At 46.1% G+C, this 20,491-nt stretch carries 14 protein-coding genes; 9 read left to right on the forward strand and 5 right to left on the reverse strand.

The annotated features are described in order from the left end of the window. Nucleotides 1-173: 173 nt before the first annotated feature. The gene (locus tag JGK36_RS05845) at nucleotides 174-944 is read right to left on the reverse strand and encodes a cysteine hydrolase family protein (protein ID WP_293176900.1); all 771 of its coding nucleotides are present in this window, start codon (nucleotides 942-944) and stop codon (nucleotides 174-176) included. Nucleotides 945-1,332: 388 nt separating this feature from the next. Here JGK36_RS05845 and JGK36_RS05850 point away from each other — a divergent pair, with 388 nt between their 5' ends. From JGK36_RS05850 to JGK36_RS05875, 6 genes are all read left to right on the forward strand, one after another. Next, entirely contained in the window at nucleotides 1,333-2,742 is a 1,410-nt protein-coding gene (locus tag JGK36_RS05850) for an amidohydrolase (protein WP_293176902.1), read from the forward strand. A 165-nt stretch (nucleotides 2,743-2,907) separates the two neighbouring features. Continuing rightward, nucleotides 2,908-4,098 (forward strand): glycoside hydrolase family 10 protein, encoded by a 1,191-nt coding sequence (locus JGK36_RS05855; protein ID WP_293196522.1) that lies wholly within the window; start codon nucleotides 2,908-2,910, stop codon nucleotides 4,096-4,098. 155 nt (nucleotides 4,099-4,253) lie between these two features. Further along, the gene (locus JGK36_RS05860) at nucleotides 4,254-4,937 is read left to right on the forward strand and encodes a TIGR02117 family protein (RefSeq protein ID WP_293176906.1); all 684 of its coding nucleotides are present in this window, start codon (nucleotides 4,254-4,256) and stop codon (nucleotides 4,935-4,937) included. 116 nt (nucleotides 4,938-5,053) lie between these two features. Then, entirely contained in the window at nucleotides 5,054-5,827 is a 774-nt protein-coding gene (hisA, locus tag JGK36_RS05865) for a 1-(5-phosphoribosyl)-5-[(5-phosphoribosylamino)methylideneamino]imidazole-4-carboxamide isomerase (RefSeq protein ID WP_293176908.1), read from the forward strand. Nucleotides 5,828-6,176: 349 nt separating this feature from the next. Then, entirely contained in the window at nucleotides 6,177-7,586 is a 1,410-nt protein-coding gene (locus JGK36_RS05870; protein ID WP_293176910.1) for a cation:proton antiporter, read from the forward strand. A 174-nt stretch (nucleotides 7,587-7,760) separates the two neighbouring features. Beyond that, on the forward strand, nucleotides 7,761-10,658 hold the full coding sequence (locus JGK36_RS05875; RefSeq protein WP_293192065.1) for an S-layer family protein: 2,898 nt from the start codon (nucleotides 7,761-7,763) through the stop codon (nucleotides 10,656-10,658). Between the two features lie 263 nt (nucleotides 10,659-10,921). Here JGK36_RS05875 and JGK36_RS05880 read toward each other — a convergent pair whose 3' ends face one another. Together JGK36_RS05880 and JGK36_RS05885 are read right to left on the reverse strand one after the other, a co-directional pair. After that, nucleotides 10,922-13,096, reverse strand: a complete 2,175-nt coding sequence (locus JGK36_RS05880; RefSeq protein ID WP_293192063.1) for a glutamine synthetase III — start codon at nucleotides 13,094-13,096, stop codon at nucleotides 10,922-10,924. 820 nt (nucleotides 13,097-13,916) lie between these two features. After that, nucleotides 13,917-14,528 (reverse strand): 2OG-Fe(II) oxygenase, encoded by a 612-nt coding sequence (locus JGK36_RS05885; protein ID WP_293176916.1) that lies wholly within the window; start codon nucleotides 14,526-14,528, stop codon nucleotides 13,917-13,919. Between the two features lie 935 nt (nucleotides 14,529-15,463). On the opposite strand from JGK36_RS05885, the gene JGK36_RS05890 reads away from it, so the two are divergent. After that, nucleotides 15,464-16,582 (forward strand): ankyrin repeat domain-containing protein, encoded by a 1,119-nt coding sequence (locus JGK36_RS05890; protein WP_293196523.1) that lies wholly within the window; start codon nucleotides 15,464-15,466, stop codon nucleotides 16,580-16,582. A 256-nt stretch (nucleotides 16,583-16,838) separates the two neighbouring features. Here the strand turns inward: JGK36_RS05890 and JGK36_RS05895 are convergent, their stop codons facing one another. Further along, a complete protein-coding gene (locus JGK36_RS05895; protein ID WP_293176920.1) occupies nucleotides 16,839-18,104 on the reverse strand; it encodes a CCA tRNA nucleotidyltransferase in 1,266 nt (421 codons plus the stop codon). A 108-nt stretch (nucleotides 18,105-18,212) separates the two neighbouring features. On the opposite strand from JGK36_RS05895, the gene JGK36_RS05900 reads away from it, so the two are divergent. Then, on the forward strand, nucleotides 18,213-18,461 hold the full coding sequence (locus tag JGK36_RS05900; protein WP_293146353.1) for a Ycf34 family protein: 249 nt from the start codon (nucleotides 18,213-18,215) through the stop codon (nucleotides 18,459-18,461). Between the two features lie 132 nt (nucleotides 18,462-18,593). Here the strand turns inward: JGK36_RS05900 and JGK36_RS05905 are convergent, their stop codons facing one another. Further along, nucleotides 18,594-18,740 carry a hypothetical protein gene (locus tag JGK36_RS05905; RefSeq protein ID WP_293176922.1) on the reverse strand — a complete coding sequence of 49 codons (147 nt, stop codon included), beginning with the start codon at nucleotides 18,738-18,740 and terminating at the stop codon, nucleotides 18,594-18,596. Nucleotides 18,741-18,779: 39 nt separating this feature from the next. Between JGK36_RS05905 and JGK36_RS05910 the strand changes: the two genes are divergently transcribed. Next, complete coding sequence (locus JGK36_RS05910; protein ID WP_293176924.1) at nucleotides 18,780-20,489, forward strand: serine/threonine-protein kinase; 1,710 nt, start codon at nucleotides 18,780-18,782, stop codon at nucleotides 20,487-20,489. Nucleotides 20,490-20,491: the final 2 nt, after the last annotated feature.

The following is a 20,491-nucleotide window of genomic DNA, read 5'->3' on the forward strand; positions in this document are numbered from 1 at the left end:
TTCTGCTGTCATTAGTGAGCATTCAGAGTCATTAGTCCGTGGCTCAACCTCCCCAGTTTATTGCTAATGACCAATGACTAATGACCAATGACCAATGACCAATAACCAATAACTAATGACTAATGACTAATGACTAATGACTAATGACTAATGACTAATGACTAATTCCCTAGTTATTTAATTGCTTCTAACATAGCCTGAGAATCAGACAAAAACCCAAAACATTGTTTAACGTTATAAAGAGTAGCCTGCCAGCAATACTCTGGAGATGTGGTAGCTGTACAATCTTTGACTAAAATGCAGTCGTAGTTTAGAAAACAAGCATCTTGTAGGGTAGCCATGACACATTGATCGGCGTTGACTCCGCCAAAAAAAAGTGTAGTTCTTCCCAGGTTCCGTAGGATACTATCTAAAGGAGTATCCCAAAAGGCACTCATGCGATATTTATCAATGCAAATATCCTCTGGTTTCTGTTCTAATTCATCAACAACCGCGGCCGCCCAACTCCCCGCCATCAAAACAGATGCGCCGTTTTTGGGTAGCGGATCTCCCAAACCTACGCCCTCGCCCGTGGGATTGTAAACGTGGCGCGAAGCTGCGCTAATATTGAGCAAATCGGGGCGGTTTCCCCAGTTTATCCAAATAATGGGTACTGCGTGCGATCGCAATTTTGGCAGCAAATTTTGCAAAGGATTAATTGGAGTGCGCGCAGGGGTTACATCGACGCCGATGTGTGATAGCCAACCGTCGGGGTGACAGAAATCGTTTTGCATATCTATCACTAGCATCGCTGCTTTTGCTAAGTCCAATCGCAGGGTTTTCGTTTCTGTTTCTAGGGTAACAGGTTGAGGCGCGATCGGCGATCGGGTGATGTCGGCAATTTTAGCATCAACTTTCCAAGCATTTGGCGCAACGCCCAAGGTGCGGAGGCTATCTGGATTCATATTAGATTGCGACTGAAAAACCACTTCAATTTTATAACTCTTTGATTGTTGCTAACTTGCGATATCTTAAATCTTTGCTAAGATTAAGTCTCAGTATCAAACGTAACTGTTTCGATCTACTTGATGCTTTATTGAAATTAACCAAATTTAGGCAAAAAGTTTCTAGTTTCCAGGCTATTTTATCGTTCCCAGCCATAGCCTGGAAATTCCTTGCAGGAGGCTCTACCTCCAGTAAACCACAGGCGAGGCTCTTTCTCGCTTATATGCATTACCAGCCATAGCCTGGGAACGAGATTAAACGATATTTAAAAGGCTGAGAACGAGATAAAAGAAGATGATCTAGTCCTAAAATAGAAAGAGATGTGAATTCACCAGAAAGGGTAAATATATGAGTTTTACAATCCAAAATGCTTTGATTCCGGTTGAGAGTGGTTATGAAACCGCAGACGTGCAAGTGGCCGATAATTGCATAAGTGCGATCGCCCAAAATTTAGCTCCTACAGAAACAGCAATCGATGGCAAAAATAAGCTGCTGCTGCCCGGTTTTGTCAACGCGCACACGCACTCTTCTGAAATGTGGCAGCGCGGGATTATTCCGCCTTTACCGCTGGAGTTGTGGATTGGCGAACTGTACGATTTCACGCCTCTCGATCCGGAACAAGTTTACTTGAGTGCCTTGGGAACTGCGGTAGAAACATTGCTCTCGGGCGGTACAAGTGTAGTCGATCATTTAGTTTTGATTCCGGGGCAAGAATTAGAGACAATTGCTGCGGCAGTTCGCGCTTATCAAGAAATCGGCATCCGCGCTTTTATCGGGCCGTTAATTCAAGATGAATCCCTGACAGCGGGAATGCCTGCGGGCGAGAGTGGCATCGAGCACGCGGCTTACATTCGCTCGACAAATGCAACTTTGGAACTCATGGAAGCAGCTATCAAACAGTTTCACTATCCAGAAAAAGGTGTTAATATATTGCTGGCACCGACGGGAATTCAACTGTGTTCTGATGCTTTGTTTGAAGGCTGCATCGATTTGGGCGATCGCTACAATCTTTGCCTGCACGCCCACCTCTTAGAAACGCCCGCTCAAAAACAGTTAGCTCGCGAAAAATACGGCTGTAGCGCTGTCGAACATTTGCAACAAATCGGTTATTTAAGTCCGCGCACTTCCTTAGCGCACTGCGTGTGGCTGGACGATGCCGACATTGCAATTATGGCAGAAACTCAATCGACTGTTGTACACAATCCCCTCAGCAACCTGCGCTTAGGAAGCGGGATTGCACCGATTTTGAAATACCGCCAAGCTGGAGTAAACGTATCTTTTGGCTGCGACGGCGCCGCTAGCAACGACTCTCAAGATTTGCTGGAAGCGATTAAAATGGGTTCAATTCTGCACAATATTACGGATTTGGATTACCGCCACTGGATTACACCGCGCCAGTCTGTAGAAATGGCATCGCTGGGGGGAGCAAAAGGCTTGAATCTCGGCGATGAAATTGGTTCGCTAACTGTCGGCAAAAAAGCCGATTTAGTGCTGTACGATTTAACCAGTTTATCATTGTTACCGCGCACCGATCCGATTGGTTTGCTAATTTTGGGACGCCCGACAAATACGGTAGATAGCGTTTGGGTAAACGGCAAACAAATTGTCGCTGAAGGTAAGGTTAAAACCATTGATGTTGATGGTTTGAGGCGGCAATTATTCGATCGCAGCGAGTGGAGTAGCAAGCGCCAATCGCCGATGGTGGGCGAGATTGAATCGCACTACCGCCAAGTGATGAAATTGCCACTCGGCGGTTGAAACCGCGACTAGACAGACAAAACCCGAGGAGGCGGGTTGAAGAAAGACTCGGCGGTTGAAACCGCGACTATACAGACAAAACCCGCCTCCGCGGGTTCAAGAAAGTCAGGTTTGCAGTGCGAACGTTACAGTATGATATTAGATTGTGGTGTTTGCGAAAAATTGATGATTAAACTGCACAAATGGCGGCGGATACTGGCTTTAATAGTTGTTTTTGCGATCGCCCTTACCTCCGCCGCAATTTTCTCCCCCCGAATGGAAGCTCAAACTGCACCCAAAACCCCAACCACCGAATTGCGCGGCATCTGGCTGACTAATATTGACAGCGACGTTATTTTCTCCCCCAGCAACATCATTGACGCTGTAAATCGACTGGACAAACTCAACTTTAACACCATTTATCCTACGGTTTGGCAAGGAGGCTATACGCTTTATCCCAGCGCTGTAGCCAAACGAGTATTCGGAAAGTCGATCGACCCATCACCAGGATTGCAAGACCGAGACATTCTCAAAGAAATTATAGCACAATCCCACAAAAAAAGTATAGCAGTAATCCCGTGGTTTGAGTTTGGTTTCATGGCTCCCGCCGAATCGGAATTAGCCAGACTTCACCCTGACTGGCTGGCGACGCGACGCGACGGTTCAACTATTTGGAAAGAAGGCACGCACGATCGAGTTTGGCTGAATCCTTTTCATCCGGAAGTTCAGAAATTTATCTTAGATTTAATCTTAGAAATCGTCGATAATTACGATCTAGATGGCATTCAATTTGACGACCATTTCGGTTTGCCCGTAGAGTTTGGCTACGAGCCGCAAACAGTGTTAATGTATGAAAAACAAATCAAAAGTCCTCCCTCCAATGACGCCCGCGAAACCTTCTGGATCCGCTGGCGCGCCGACAAAATCAACGACTTCATGGGGCGAATTTCCCGCGCCATCAAATCCCGCAAACAAAAATGTATTATTAGTTTATCTCCCAATCCGTTGCACTTTGCTTTACCCGCCCACTTGCAGGACTGGTTTAGCTGGGAAAGACGCGGTTACATCGAAGAACTTATAATACAGGTGTATCGCAATGATATCAAGCGTTTTAATGCCGAACTGGAACGGGAAGAAGTCAAACTCGCCAAAAAGCACATTCCAACTGCGATCGGTATTTTAACAGGTTTGAAAAACAGTTCTATTCCGCTGTCACAAATTCAAGAGCAAGTGCAAGCAGTCCGAAACAGGAATTTTGCAGGAGTTTCCTTCTTTTTCTATGAAAGCTTGTCAAATTGGGCCAGCGAAACTCCCGAACAGCGAAATTCTGCCCTGCAAGAATTCTTTCCCACAAAGATGCAACGCCCGCCTGTTTAAAACAGTTCGTAGTGAGGACTTCAGTCCTTCTTCTTCTTCGTTCGTAGTGAGGACTTCAGTCCTTCTTCTTCTTCGTTCGTAGTGAGGACTTCAGTCCTTCTTCTTAAGATTATTAAGGACTAAAGTCCTCACTACGAACCTTGAAAATAGATATAATGTTTAACACTAAATTAATTTACCGCATTTGTATTCTTAATTTATGTCTGATTGCTATCCTTGCTGCAATCGGCTACCTGACTCCCCGAAAGTGGGAACAATCCTCGCAAAAAAATTGCACAGTTAGCGTACAAGTTTCTAACCAAGGCATCCACACCGAAATCATCGTTCCAGTTAAAAATCAATACTTTGACTGGAATCAATATTTACCAATTACACAAATAGGACGAGAGGCAAATTATGATTATAAATATTTGTCTTTTGGCTGGGGAGATCGAGCTTTTATGCTGGAAAGTCCCACCTCAGCAACCATCAACCCAGTTATAGCTTTCAATGCTCTATTTCTCCCTACTCCGTCTACCCTCCACGTTCAAGGTTATCGAGTTTTTCCTCAAGATATAGAAACCAAATGTGTTAAAATTAGTGGGAAAAATTATCGGAGGCTGGTAAATTTCCTTAAAAATACATTCCAATTAGACGCAGCAGGTAATAAAATAAAAATCAGCTACGGCTACTACAACACTGACAGTTTTTATGAAGCAAAAGGCAGTTACTCTATTTTGAGAACTTGCAATGACTGGACGGCTGAAGCTTTGCGAGAAGCTGAGATTGATACTCCTTTGTGGTCAACTCTATCGTCATCGATTATGTTTCATTTAAATAGCGGTTGTGAAGGTATTTAAACAGTTGACAGTTGACAGTTGACAGTTGACAGCAGTCAATTACCAATTCCCAATTCCCAATTCCCAATTCCCAATTCCCAATTCCCAATTCCCCAATTCCCCAATTCCCAAATATTATGAATGTAATTCCAGCGATCGACCTTTTGGACGGAAAATGCGTCAGACTCTATCAGGGAGACTACGCCAAGTCCCAAACTTTTAACGAAAATCCCGTCGAAGTCGCCAGACAGTGGGTAAATGAAGGCGCCACAATGCTGCATTTGGTAGACCTCGATGGGGCAAAAGCAGGTCATCCTGTAAACTTAGCAGCTATTGAGGCGATCGTCCGCGCAGTAGACGTTCCCTGTCAATTAGGAGGCGGAATGCGCGATCGCCCTTCTGTCGCGGCAATTCTCAAATTAGGCGTTCAGCGCGCCATTCTCGGCACTGTCGCCGTCGAACAACCGCAATTAGTCGGTGAATTGTGTGCCGAATTTCCAGGTCAAATTCTCGTCGGAATCGATGCCAGAAACGGTAAAGTTGCGACTAGAGGCTGGCTGGAAACTTCCGAAGTTTTAGCGACAGAATTGGCGCAAAAAATGGCAGAATTAGGGGCGGCTGAAATTATTTACACCGACATTCACCGCGACGGCACCATGGAAGGGCCGAATTTGGAATCTTTGCGGGAAATTGCTAGCGCCATCTCGATTCCGGTGATTGCTTCCGGCGGCGTCAGTTCGATCGCAGATTTGTTAAGTTTGTTGGCTTTGGAACCAATTGGTGTCAAAAGTGCGATCGTTGGTAGAGCAATTTATACCGGCGATATCATGCTAAAAGAAGCAATTCAAGCAGTAGGACAAGGAAGATGGCAGGATGTTCCCCCAGATTTGGGTTCTTCAAGTTTTGCTTGATACAGCAAATTCCACATTTATGAAGTACACCCGCCTATCGCTCAATCCCCGTAGGGACACGGCAATGCCCATTAGTGTCAACTTAACGTCAAACCCATTCAGAGACTATTGTTTGACGATTAAAGCCAGATCCCCCCTAACCCCCCTTAAGAAGGGGGGGACAGGAGTCTTCTCAAAGTCCCCCTTCTTAAGGGGGATTTAGGGGGATCTGGACTCAGGTAAAAACGAGACTTATCAAGGGTTGTAGTCATAAGTTGACACCTATGGGCACGGCGCCGTGTCCCTACTACACTTCATAAATTCAATCATCAATCAGCGTAGAATCATCTTTATTACCATCACATCACTCATGTTTGTGAACCATACAATTACAGCTTTCAGTTCAGGGATAGCACCGCTAATTGCTCCCATACCTTTGCTAGCAACAGTCGATCCCGAAAATTCGCCGATCGTCCTCAGCGGAGTTTTGCTCAGTTTAGTAGTGATTTATATCGCCAGTAAATTCGGCGCAGAAGTAGCGAGAAACTTCGATTTACCGCCCGTATTGGGTGAATTGGTAGCAGGGGTAATTGTCGGGGTGTCTGCTTTACACCTGATCGTTTTTTCCGAAAGCGGGCTGTCAGCTTCAGACTCCGGGATTATGAGTGTTCTACAATCGCTCAACCATCTATCCCCTGCCGCCCTTACCAGTGTCTTTGAGTCGCAGAGTGAAATCATTTCTGTGCTGGGCGAATTAGGCGTAATTATTCTGCTGTTTGAAATTGGCTTAGAGTCCGATCTCAATCAACTAAAACAAGTCGGAGTTCAAGCCGTCGTTGTCGCCTGTGTAGGCGTGGCTGTTCCCTTTGCCGCAGGTACTGTTGGCTTGATGGTAATTTTCCACACTCCAGCAATTCCGGCAATTTTTGCAGGTGCGGCTTTGACAGCAACCAGCATCGGAATTACCTCGAAAGTGTTGTCTGATTTAGGACAACTGACATCTAAAGAAGGTCAAATTATTGTCGGTGCGGCGGTGATTGATGATGTGCTGGGAATTATTGTCCTAGCTGTTGTCGCTAGCTTAGCCAAAACGGGTGAAATTGATGTTGTTAATGTCATCTATTTGATTGTCAGTGCCACTGTATTTCTGTTAGGTTCGATTCTGTTGGGCGGTGTCTTCGACAAAACCTTCTCGGCGGTGGTGGGCCAACTCAAAACTCGCGGCAATATTATTATCCCGGCCTTTATTTTCGCCTTATTCATGGCATTTCTGGGCAACGCAATTCATCTGGAAGCGATTTTGGGTGCGTTTGCGGCTGGTTTGGTGTTGGATAAAAGCGATGCGCGCACAGAGTTGGATGAATTGGTGAAACCCATCTCAGATGTCATTGTCCCCATCTTTTTTGTGACAGTGGGAGCTAGGGCCGATTTGCGAGTTTTGAACCCAGCAGTGCCGGATAATCGGGCGGGCCTTTTGATTGCGGCTTTCTTGATTGTGGTGGCGATTATTGGCAAAATTGTTACAGGTTGGGTGGTGTTTGGTGTGCCCGGAATCAATCGATTGGCGATCGGAGTTGGGATGATTCCTCGGGGCGAAGTCGGTTTGGTTTTTGCCGGAATTGGTTCGGCGAGTGGGGTGTTGGATAAGCCGTTGGAAGTCTCGATTATTATCATGGTGATTCTGACGACTTTCTTGGCTCCGCCTTTTCTGCGGATTGCTTTTGGCGATTCAGTAGTACCTCCTGGTACGGGGGAACCCGCGAGCAAACAAATCGTTTGATTGATGAGGGAATTTGAGTTTGGGCGATCGGCTGATTGAAAAATACAATTAGACATCTGGTATAATTCTTGTGCAACAGGCCGGAAAGCCTGTTCGAGATTAGTTTTTCGCCAGATATCTAATGTCGATCGTCCAATTTTATTCAGCAGCGTAACTTCTAAGAGAGGTTAAACAATGCCCCGCCTATCTTCTACTCTATTTTTTGCTTTCTTATTGCTATTTCCCACTGCCACAATTGCTCAAATCATCCCCGATCGCACTTTAGCAACTGAAAACTCCCGCACAGTCTCCGACAGCATCAATAACCTACCATCAGACCGCATAGAAGGCGGTGCAAGTCGCGGTTCTAGCTTATTTCACAGTTTCCGCGAATTCAACGTCGGTGAAGGTAGAGGCGCATATTTTGCCAATCCTAACGGCATTGCTAACATTTTTACCCGCGTCACAGGTAGCAATTCTTCCAATATTTTAGGAACATTAGGAGTACAAGGAAACGCCAACTTATTCTTACTCAATCCGAAAGGAATTATCTTCGGCCCCAATGCTCGATTAGATTTACGCGGCTCATTTATCGGTTCAACCGCTGATAGTATTGTTTTTAATAACGGCTTTGAATTTAGCAGCGCGAACCCCAGCGCCGTGCCGTTATTAGCGATTAATATTCCTGTGGGCTTGAGATTTCGAGACAATCCCGGTACAATTGTCAACACTTCCCAAGCAATTGGCCCAACACCAAGCTTACCACCACTACCGATAGAGGTTCCTGTTTCTAACAAACTTGGTTTAGCCGTAGACCCCGGTCAAACTTTAGCCTTAATTGGTGGAGACATTCAACTAAACGGCGGCAATTTAACAGCTTATACCGGACAAATATTATTAGGAAGTGTGAAAACTCCAGGTTTAGTGCAATTTGAACCAACAGCTTTAGGTCTGAATTTAAACTACAGCAATATTCAGAACTTTGGCAACATTGAAATGAACGGTGCATTGATAAATACCAGCGGATTAGGCGGTGGAAAAATTGACATCAGAGGTTCTAATGTCACCGTCAGTAGTTCAGGAATTTATAGCCTAACACTCGGAAATCTTGATGGCAGAAGTATTGATATTAATGCCCAAAACTTGCGAGTAGATAAAGGGTCGCAAATTCTCAGCGCCACACTCGGAGATGGGAAGGGGAACAATTTAAACATCCACGCTACTGACTCAGTAGAAATGAGCGGGCTGGGAATTGAAGGCTATCAGCGGGTTTATAGCCAATATCTAGCCTCTGGAGCGTTCAACCCTTTTGACCCGCAAATTATGCTGAGTGCTGGTACTGCTGGTAGTGGAGCCGCTGGAAATATTAACATTGACACTCCTCGGCTGCTGCTGCGCGATGGGGCACTGGGCGGTACCAGTACCTTTACTGCTGCAAATGCCGGAAATCTGAATATCCGTGCTAACACCGTCGAATTGATCGGTTCAGTGCTCAACAGCGGCACAACTCGTGGAAGTACCGGCCAAGGCGGAAGTATCACTGTTGACGCACAACGGTTAATCATGCGCGATGGAGCCAGTCTGATCGGCATCAGCCGTAGTGATGGAGCATCGGGGAATATCGCGATTAAAACGAATGAATCTGTAGAATTGTCGGGGAGTCTGGGTGGAGGTACGGGGCAAACTACTCTGGCTACTAGCTCTTTCGATGGAAAGGGGAAAGCTGGGGATATTACGATCGACACTAAGCGGCTGACTGTTTCTAATGGAGCTGTAATTACTTTATCGACGGGTACGATTATTGGTGAAAATGTGTTTTCTACCGGTGGGGGGCCAGGAGGAACTTTAACTATCAGAGCTTCAGACTCGATCGAAGTGAGCGGCGTGTCTGGAGTTTTGACAGGGGGGAATGCGGGCTTCGCACCGAGTGTTCTTGGCACTCAAACTACAAGCTCTGGCCGGGGTGGAGATATCCGCCTCTCTACGCCTGTACTCACTGTGCGGGATGGGGGCATTATTACTGCGGCTTCTTTGAGTGCAGCAGATGCGGGAGATATTACAATTAATGCCGATCGCACAGAAGTCCAAGGCAGTGGGAATAACGGTCGGTTCAGCAGTAGAATTGAGGCTTCGGCTGGCAGGGCGTTTAGTTTTGTCAATCCCAACGCTACGGGGAATGCGGGCTCGTTGAATCTGAATGTTAATCAATTGATTATTAGGGATGGGGCAACGGTCAATGTGGCAAGTATTGGATCGGGACGCGCTGGCAATATCAACGTTGTTGCTGATGCGATCGCCCTGGATAACAAAGCCAGCATTGATGGTACAACCGTATCTGGTACTGGGGCAAATATTAATCTGCGATCGCGATCCATCCAGTTGCGGCGCAATAGCAGAATTACCACCGATGCAGGTAATTCTGATGGCGGCAACATCAGAATTAATAGCGATATTTTGTTAGCCCTCCCGCGAGAAAATAGTGATATTACAGCCAATGCTCGCACAGCCAGGGGCGGACAAGTTGCGGTGAATGTCCCGAATATATTTGGTTTTACGAGCATTAATCGCGAAGCAGCTAGAAGCACTTTAGGATTGACTGATGCTGAATTTGCTAACTTACAAGTGAATCCAACTTCTTTAATTCCCACTAGCGACATCGCGGCTATTTCGCAACAGGCTGGCCCGGCTTTGCAAGGGGCAGTAACGTTTAGCACTTCTGGTGTCAATCCGGCTCAAGGATTGGTAGAATTGCCACAAAATGTTATCTCTCCAGAGGCGTTAATTGTAGCTAATCCTTGCACTCAAGGGGCGGGAAGTGAGTTTACTATTACTGGTAAAGGAGGAATACCTGCGAACCCAAATGATTTGCTCAGCAGCGATTCTACCCTGTTTAGTTGGGTGGAACCGGCCGTCGGTAGCAGTCAGAATCTACAGGGTACAAAAGCAGAAATAGAAATTCAGCCCCAGCCAGTGATTCCCGCTCAAGGTTGGGTGATAAATGCTGATGGACAAGTAACGCTTGTAGCATACAATCAAATGGCTCAAGTTCCGCAGCGATCGAAGCCTGCTTTGCCTGTTTGCCGGGAGCGCTGAAATCCGGTTGATAGCAACTGTAGGGCGTTGATTAAAATAAAGTTTTTAACCATAACATCAAAGGAGACGGCAGTGCCGTGTCCCTACCCGAAAATAATATTGTAGGGACACGGCATTGCCGTGTCCCCACAAATCTCACCAGAAATTAACCAGGTTTGCGATTAAGCACAAGTGCATTGAAATTGTATAGTCAAGTTTAAGAAAAGTCTTGTGGGGTGGGCCAGAAAGCCCGCCCCAAAAATACAATTTAGATGCCCAACAGCTTACTTAACAAACAGCATTTCTTGATAAGTAGGAAGCGGCCACAAATCATCAGCCACTTCAGCTTCCAAAGCATCAGCATACTGACGAACCTCATCCATCAAAGGACGAATGGTTTGCGAAGCATACTGCATATGCTCTTCAGTTGTAGCAAAATCGTGCTTGCTCAAAGCATCACTCAACTTGCTCGCAGTATCCATCATCGACTTAACCAGCGTCGCGACTTGTTGAGCAGTTGCCTTTTCTAATTCAATGCCAATCTCTTTCAAGCCAGCAATTGTGTTAGAAAGATCCGACAAATATCTCACCGCTGCCGGATAAATCATTGTTTTGGAAATGCTGCCGACCAATTTTGCTTCGACTTCAATAGCCAGTATATACTGCTCTGCATACACATCAAAACGGCTTTCCAATTCAACCGGAGTGAGAACACCTGTCTTTTCAAACAAGTCCTCAATGTATTCTGCCTTCAATACGGGCAAAGCATCAGCGGTAGTCCGCAAGTTAGCTAAACCGCGTTCTTCAACGGCCATTTTGTGCCATTCTTCAGAATAGCCGTTGCCGCCAAATACCACAGCGCCGTGCTCGTCCATCACTTCTTTCAAGAGTGTTTGGATGGCAGCATTCAAGTCAGTTCCGTTGGTCAAAGCGCTTTCTAATTTGTTAGCAACCCAGTCCAAAGAATCTGCGAGAATTGTATTCATCGCGACCAGCGGGCCGGAAACAGATTGACCCGAACCTACTGCGCGGAATTCAAAGCGGTTTCCAGTAAAGGCAAAGGGCGAAGTCCGGTTTCTGTCGCCGGCATCTTTGACGAAAACAGGCAGTGTTTCTACGCCTAAATTCATGATTCCGCGACCTTGGGAATCCTTAATACCCCCCTTGCTAATTTGATCGAAGATATCTTCTAATTGGGATCCCAAATAGACAGAGATAATTGCTGGCGGAGCTTCATTGGCGCCCAAGCGGTGGTCGTTGCTAGCAGTTGCAACTACGGCGCGCAACAAGGGGCCGTATTTGTGAACGCCGCGAATTACAGCGCCGCAGAAAACTAGGAACTGTATGTTGGAGTGTGGTGTATCGCCTGGATCTAATAAGTTGCCTTGGGTGGCGTTACCGACTGACCAGTTGACGTGTTTGCCGGAACCGTTGATTCCTGCGAAAGGCTTCTCGTGCAGCAAGCACATAAAACCATGTTTCTTCGCGGTGTTGCGGAGAATTGTCATGGTTAATTGTTGGTGGTCGCTGGCGACGTTTGCTGCTTCAAAAAAGGGTGCAATTTCAAACTGACCTGGTGCTACTTCGTTGTGGCGAGTTTTGGCAGGAATTCCCAGGCGGTACATTCTTTCTTCTACTTCTTGCATGAAGACTTGAACGCGCTCTGGAATTGCTCCAAAATAGTGGTCGTCAAATTGCTGACCTTTGGCAGGAGGCTTGCCAAACAGGGTGCGACCTGCTAATAACAAATCGGGGCGGCTGTTGGCGAAGTTGGAATCGATCAGGAAGTATTCTTGCTCGGCACCGCAACTGGAATTTACGGGAGCGACTTCGGTATTTCCTAGCAGTTTTAAGACTCTGGTTGCTGCTTTGTTCATGGCAGCAATGGAGCGCAAAAGCGGGGTTTTCTTGTCTAGGGCTTCACCTGTCCAGGAGATGAAAACAGTGGGAATGCACAATGTCATGCCGTTGTCTGTTTCCATGACATAGGCGGGGCTGGTGACATCCCAGGCTGTGTATCCGCGAGCTGCTGCGGTGGAGCGAATGCCACCGTTGGGGAAGGATGAACCGTCGGGTTCGCCTTGTACTAGCAGTTTACCTGCAAATTCTGAGATGACGGAGCCGTCGCTTTGGACGGAGATGAAACCGTCGTGTTTTTCGGCGGTGCTATTTGTTAGTGGATAGAATACGTGGGCGTAGTAGAGGGCTCCTTTGGAAATAGCCCAATCTTTCATTGCTACTGCAACTACATCGGCTACGGAAGGATCGAGTGTTGTACCTGTTTGAATGGTATTTTTGACTGATTTAAAAATGCTTTTGGGCAGGCTTTCTTGCATTTTGCTCAGACTAAACACGTCTGTTGCCCACATTTCTTCTAACCGCTTGGGAGGCTTTGCAGGAGTTATTTGGCGGTTGACGATTTGAGAAATTGCTTGAATGCGCGATTCGTTTCCACTCATGGTTATTTTTATGCGAATTAAGGACGAGTAGCTGTGAAAAAATATAGGTTAGTGCAATTCTAACCGTTGACGAATATGTTGGATTTACCAACATTTTTAGTCTGACCTAACTTTTTGGAGAATGCCTTGTTTGGCTGGCTCTCAAAGATTGGAGGAGCGAGGCGGAATCTCTTCGCCGTCGGTGTTGGTGAGAATCCGGTGTTCCATAGATGCGGTTGGATTTCGATTATTAGCAAGCAAATAGATGACTGGAGACTGTACTAATTTGAGTCAACATCGTAGATGTCGGCGCTGCACAGATTTGCTGGCTAATTTTCACCCTGGTAAGCTCAAAAATTTTGTGCGAGTTAATTCCTATGAATTCTGGTCAAAACTACTTATGGTTTTTAATGGTTCGACGATCGATAAATCGCTGTCCACCAAACAACGCACTTGTTTAGGGTTTTGGGGAATTATGGAGAGTACACAATCTACACTTGGAAATTGTAAACAATCATTAAGAAAATAAATGTATCGTAGGCTACAGAATTTTAGTTTTTTTTCCAAGGTGGCGATCGCCCGATCGCACATAACGGCAGAATTTGAGTTGTAGGGTGTGTCAGCAGCGGGTTATTTTGTCAATAATTGAGAGTTCAAAGCTGACGCACCCTACTAGCTACTAGCTCATTTCATGTCCGTTGAATTGCGCGCGAGCTAATTTTGTCGCGTGGTGGGGGCGGGTTTATGAGATTGTTGGTTTGAGCCATAAATTGTTGGTTAACCCGCCCCTACAAGCATTTTGATTCATTCACTGGATCAGATATCAATTATCGAATAAACTTCACTTATTCTTTGCTTTCGCGGCCCGAGACTCGATTGTAAATCCGGGAATATCTTGTAATTCTGTGGCGCTCAAACTGTACTGTTCGCAAACCAAACTTAAGCGAGTCCCGCTACTTTTTACGGCGTTGACTGAGTGTGTCAAATCTCCTTGAAAATAGATCAGTGAATTGACTTGTGGCTTAATCTGTCCGACTTGCTGTTTGTTGCGCCGGAGTATCAATTCTCCGCCTTGCAAATTTGGGGGAACTTGTACGTACAAAACGCTGACGGCGGCGGGAGGTTCAACCGTTTTGCAGTACGATCGCAAAGATCGATCGATATGCGGATCGACGCGGGAACCTTCGCCTAGAAGCAGGGGATTGAGGTAAAAAGCGTTGCATTCCGGCTGTAATGCTTGGTCTAGATAGGGTTTGAACAACGGGAATCGGCGCTCGACTTCGGCGATTTGAGCGCGCCCAAATACCACGGAAAAGCCTTTTGTGCCGATGAAATCGCGGTTGAGGTTGTTGGTTGCAAAGTAAGGTGAGGCGAGAATTGCTCCTCGTAAGTCGTTGAGATAGTCGATCGAGAAAGCGTTAGGATGTTGGCTGTAGTATTTCAAGGCGCTCAAAAATCATCAAACTATTCGGTAAGTGAGAAACTCAGAGTCTTTAGACCTGAGAGGGAAACAACCCGGGCGGTTTCAACCGCCTTGAATCTTTCTTGCCATTACCGCCTTGGAGTTGCTTGGTTTGGTGTACTTTTGTAATGCACTTTCAACGGGACAGTTACCGTTTCAAACCTTGCAACCCTGTACGCATAATGTTTGCTCTTGTGGAGCCTCCCTTGCGGGGTAATGTTCGCCTCGCCAATGTTATAAGGGCTTGTTGGGCTAGCAGCACTGTTTCAGTGACCTTAAAACTGTTTAACCACTAGCGACAGAGCAGGAGACTGGCGTCGCATCCACAGGGTGTCGTGACCCAAATAACGTAGTCAGTGAAGACTTAGGCTGGTCAGAATGGCTTACTTGATTTCTCTTGCAAGCCCAATCTCTTTAGAGTTGGGTTCCTGACCAAAGTTTAACGGAAACAGCGGATAGGAATGCAGCAATTGCTCAGACTTGGGAAAAGCTTAGTTCCTCGCCGAGGATATGCGGAAGTTTCGTAACTCAGTAGTAACACGAAGGGAACAACCAGCACAAGCTCCAACGGGAATTCCCGGGCTTTGCTGGATGAATGTTTTTTCCTGAGTTGTTGTAAATTGTCGATCGAGAACGACCATTACAACTCTAGTCTAGCTTGCAGTAAATTTTGCCGATCGTCCAAAAGTCGCTCTATCTGGCGTCACCATGCTGCTGAAAGATTTGCAGGTGCGATCGCGATCGTTGTTTGCTAATTCCCAAAGTGCGATCGACCGACATAGGTTAAAAGTTATATAGCAATCCTAAATCATTTGTAAATTTCTTACTCCCTCCCCTTAATAAGGGGAGGGTTGGGGTGGGGTAAAAAACTTTACGACTCATTTAGCACTGCTATAGTCGATCGCATAAGCTACCTTAAGATAATTATGCGTTTCTTTCGTTTTGGCTGTCTTGGTATTTTAGGCTTGTTAATTATCCTCTCCGTTGCCCCCCGACAAATTATGAAATTGGGTATTCGCACGGCCGAATTTAGTCCTGATGGCAAATATTCGATCGCGATTCTCAGATATCCGATGCTGTTTTCTATGCCCGGTGGAGGAAGCGATGCCCCCTGCGATGTATTTCTGTTGGATGCGGCTGGAAAAGAGTTGAATGGTACAAGTGTTGACATGGTGCAACTTGTGTCTGTGCATTGGCAGGGCGATCGGGTGAGAATTGGGGATATGTTAGATGAATGGGAATTGCCGAAAATAGATAATATCAACATTTTGCTGTTTAGTGCTGCTTACACGGGCGATCGCGCAGCAGTCGAAAATCTCTTGGCAAAAAATGCAGATATCCATTTCAAGACTTATTTAAACCAAACACTGTTACACGCGGCTGCTTTTGGCCCAAATCAGGCAATTGTACAGTTGTTTCTCCAAAAAGGATTGGATGTAAGGGCTCTCGACAAATCAGGACAAACGCCCCTGCACGCGGCGGCTGCTGGACGGGGTAGCGGGGCGATCGACCTTTTAATCGCCAGCGGTGCAGACATGGAGGCGATCGATCGCAGCGAATACGGACAAACAGCACTCAACATCGCAGCAGAAAGCGGCAATTCTCAAGCAATGAAAGCCTTGATCGAGCGAGGCGCCAAGGTGAATGATAACACCTTTTTTTCTGTAATCAATAGGTTTGAGTCTGAAAAAAAGAAGCAAGAGATAATTGAATTACTTCTCAAGAATAAACCCCAAGTACCATCAGGTTTACTGTACAGCGCTGTCTCCGGTCGAAATATCGAGATTGTAAAATTATTGATCGATCGCGGTGCTGATGTCAACGCTCCAGATCCTTACGATAATACTACTCTGTTGATGAGAATTGTGCAATTCAATACTGGTATCTCTCCGCAATTAAAACCTGCATTAGTAAAGTTGTTTCTTGCAAAGGGTGCGGATGTAAACGCTCGAAACAAAAATGGTGCAACTGCTTTAAGTATTGCTTACAAATCATCCACTCCGGAGATTGTTAAGTTACTCAAACAGCACGGAGCTCAAAGATAAATCGGCGGTTTAAACTTATCCTCAACAAACTAGGCTGTCTCAGGGATAAACGAGGTTTGAAAGTCGTATTTTGTATGCGGTAGTAAGAGGGCTTTAGCCCAACAACGTACCTCATACCTCATCTTTAATCTGCCGAGGCGAATTTAGGAGTCAACGAGGTTTCAAAGTCGTATTTTGTATGCGGCAGTCAGAGGGCTAAAGCCCAACAACGTACCTAATCTTTCTGATAACCGCTATACATTTTAGGGATTTGTATTTATATCAAATCTGGCTGTACCGCAACAAAGTCTGACGCCAATTTCAGGGCATCTTCGCGAGTCGCAATTCTCCCTTCCACCCGCGCTAATTGAATCTCCATTAACAATTGACCGATGCGCGGACTTCTGGGAATATTCAAAGATTCCATTAACTCATTGCCGCTCACTAATTGTGTGGGATGGGCGACTATATCACCGACATCGAGATAGCGATTAATTAACAGTGCAATCTCCTCAACCGCAATTCCCGCTGCCATGGCTAAAACTGCTAAAATTGGAAATACTATTCCCACGTCGCGAAACAAGAAATACTGTTCTCGTAAGGACATTTCTGCAATCGGTTGTGCTTGAAGTTGTGGCAAATATTTCAAAAGCTCGATCGCACTTTTAATCTCTGCATTGCTGTACTTCAACCGCAGCAACTCGGTTTCAGCGATTGTCGGGTCAGAATTTGCCAAAACAGCCAACTTCCCGATCGCCAACAACGGCGTTTTAATTGTATCTCGAATCGATCGCCCAAACTCTCTCTCCAACTCCGGGTAAATTGCCGCCAAATCAGCAGCACACGAGTCAATTTTTGTCAAGATATCGAAACGGTCGATCGCACTTTCAAACCAAATCGAAAACAACCCATCTTCGCAACCCTTACAAATCCAAGGAACACCGTTATTATTGCTCAACAAATAACCCAATTCTGTCCGCACCCGTTCCACCGCCACCCGACTCAACAACGGCGCCAATTCCCGAATCGCCTGCAAAGTTTCCGGTTCGATCGCAAAACCCAACTGTGCTGCTTGGCGGTAAGCTCTTAATAACCTCAGCGGATCGTCCTCTAAATTCGATCGCGAAATCATCCGCAGCAAACCCAACCGCAAATCAGTTTGACCGTCCAAAGGATCGATGATTTCTCCGGTAAAAGGATTGCAGGCGATCGCATTTATCCGAAAATCGCGGCGGTGCAAATCCTCCTCCAGACTCCCCCCGAAAGCCTGTGCAAAATCCACCGTACCGCCCGCAAACACCACCCGCGCAATCTGTCGTTCCGCATCCAACAACACAAATCCGCCTTTCGTGCGATCGGCAATTTTTCTAGCAGTTTTCACTGCCCGTGCTAACATAACGAAATCCAAATCAAAATAGTGCGATCGGCGGCCCAGCAGCGCATCCCGCACCGCGCCGCCCACCAAATAAACAGGCGGTGTCAGCAGTTCCAAATCGAACGGCCAAGTCTCAGGAGATAACGCAGGTGGCAAATTCATCGGCATCGCAACAAAAATCTACTTTCCTTACAAACAATAAAACTCTTGCTACGCTAGATTAACAGAAAGCTCAAAATTCACCAATCTTTTTGAAATGCACAGAGGATATCAAGAATGTGTATTTGTATTAACTGCCACTATGTAGACCGCTGCTTCACATACCACGCCGTAGAAGGACAGCACGAACAAATCCACCTCACCGAAACACCCGATTTCGACCCCGTAGAACCCACCATCAACGTCAACATCCGCCCCCGTCAAGACGAAGTAGAAATGGAATGGGATGTAGTCGGGTGTCAAAGTTTCAAACAAGAGACCGGCAAATGGGCAAAATTGCGGCCGGGCGAACTCGTCCCGACTTGAGTCAGTTGACAGTTGACAGTTGACAGTTGACAGTTGACAGTTGTTAGTTGTTAGTTATTAGTTATTAGTTGTTAGTAGACCGTAGACATTTGACCTGTGGTAGGGGCAGTGCCCCCGTGCCCGCCCTCTTCGTTAACAGTTGGTATTTTTTAGTTCCAATTCCCGATGTCCGATGTCCGATGCCCGATGCCCAATTCCCAATTCCCAATTCCCAATTCCCGATGTCCGATGTCCGATGCCCGATGCCCAATTCCCAATTCCCAATTCCCAATTCCCCATTCCTAAATCTAAAATCTAAAATCCAAAATCTAAAATCAAATGTCCTATTGCTTAAACCCAACTTGTCAGAATCCGCAAAACCCCGGTGATGCAGAATTTTGCCAAAGTTGCGGCTCAAAATTGTTGTTAACTAACGAACAATCGCCATCAGCATCTCGCTACCGTACCATAAAGCCGATCGCGCAAGGAGGCTTCGGCAGAACTTTCCTAGCAGTTGATGAAACCAAACCCCAGACTTTTGGGCAGTGCGTCATCAAGCAATTTTTCCCGCAAAACACCGCAGCCGAAAAAGCCGCCCAACTCTTCCACCAAGAAGCAGCCCAGCTAGAAACCTTGGGAAAACATCCCCAAATTCCCGAATTAATCGCGCATTTTGAACAAGAGGGAAGACAATATTTAGTACAAGAATTTATAGACGGCAAAAATTTAGCTCAAGAATTAGAACAAAAAGGAGCATTCACCGAAACCCAAATTCGACAAATCCTCAACGATTTATTGCCCGTAATCCACTTCGTTCACAAATCCAAAGTTATTCACCGCGATATCAAACCAGAAAATATCATTCGCCGCCGCCTATCTCCCGCCCCTTTACCCGCCTTAGAAAATTCCTATCAACCCTCTCCTTTCCAAAAAGATATAGTTTTAGTAGACTTTGGTGCAGCAAAGAAAGTAACAGCAACCGGATTGCCACAAACTGGTACAATTATCGGCAGCGCTGCTTATACAGCCCCAGAACAATTGATGGGAAAAGCAGTTTTTGCTAGCGATATCTACAGTTTGGGTGTTACTTGCATTCACTTGCTGACTCACATTCCTCCCTTCGACTTGTTCGAGGGCGCCGAAGATTCCTGGGCTTGGCGCAATTATTTGAAGAGTGCTGTTAGCGACGATTTCGGCCGCATCCTCGACACGATGCTCCAAAGTGCCACCAACCGGCGCTACAATTCAGCATCCGCAGTCATCCGGCAGTTGAACCCCAAGCCGGTCTATTTAGACGCGCAGCCCGTGCTGGATGCGCCGGAAACAAGCGCAGAATCGAAGCCTGCACTGGCCCCGGCACCTGCGCTTTTGGGTCGGGAACAGCAAGCCGAAATTCAGCAAGCTTTACAAGAGGCGATCGCCCCGTACAATGTTACAATCCAAATCAGTCAAGCCAAGCAAAAGCTCAATATCGTCATCAACAGAACCGAAGACAATCCCGTTCACTATCCCCACTTATCCCAAATAATTGCCACCAAACTCACCGCTTTGCAGTTAAATAAAGTCACAGCCATTAAGCTGTTGGGAAGAGTAAACAATTCTCGCGTCCCCGAGTGGAAGGAAGTATTGCAAATCGATCCCAAAATTCAATTAAAAAACAAACTCCTGCGGCTGCAACACAATCAATTAGCCAAGAAAATCGCCCCAGTTGTTACCCAAGAATTTTGGCTTCCGAAGTTGAAAACTCAGGATTTCTGGCTCGATTCGCTCATGTTTGCTTTAGTTTGGTTTATCTTTGGCTCTCAAATAGTCATTTTTAATTCTTGGTTCGCGCTTATAGTTGCATCCGGTTTTATGGTTGTCAAACATCAAGTTTCTCAAGACAAAGAATTTGCGAACAAGAATTTATTTGCAAGTTTGGTAGTGCTGTTTTTGATAACTGGTGGCATGGGCAATTCAAGGATTTTAAACACGGGAATATTTGGCATTCTATTGGGTTGCTTGGTTGTGGCATTGCCGCTGTTTTTTGTGAAGGAAAATTATCAGTAATC

Origin of the sequence: Microcoleus sp. PH2017_35_SFW_U_B, assembly GCF_020737865.1 — a bacterium.
Classification (GTDB): Bacteria; Cyanobacteriota; Cyanobacteriia; order Cyanobacteriales; family Microcoleaceae; genus Microcoleus.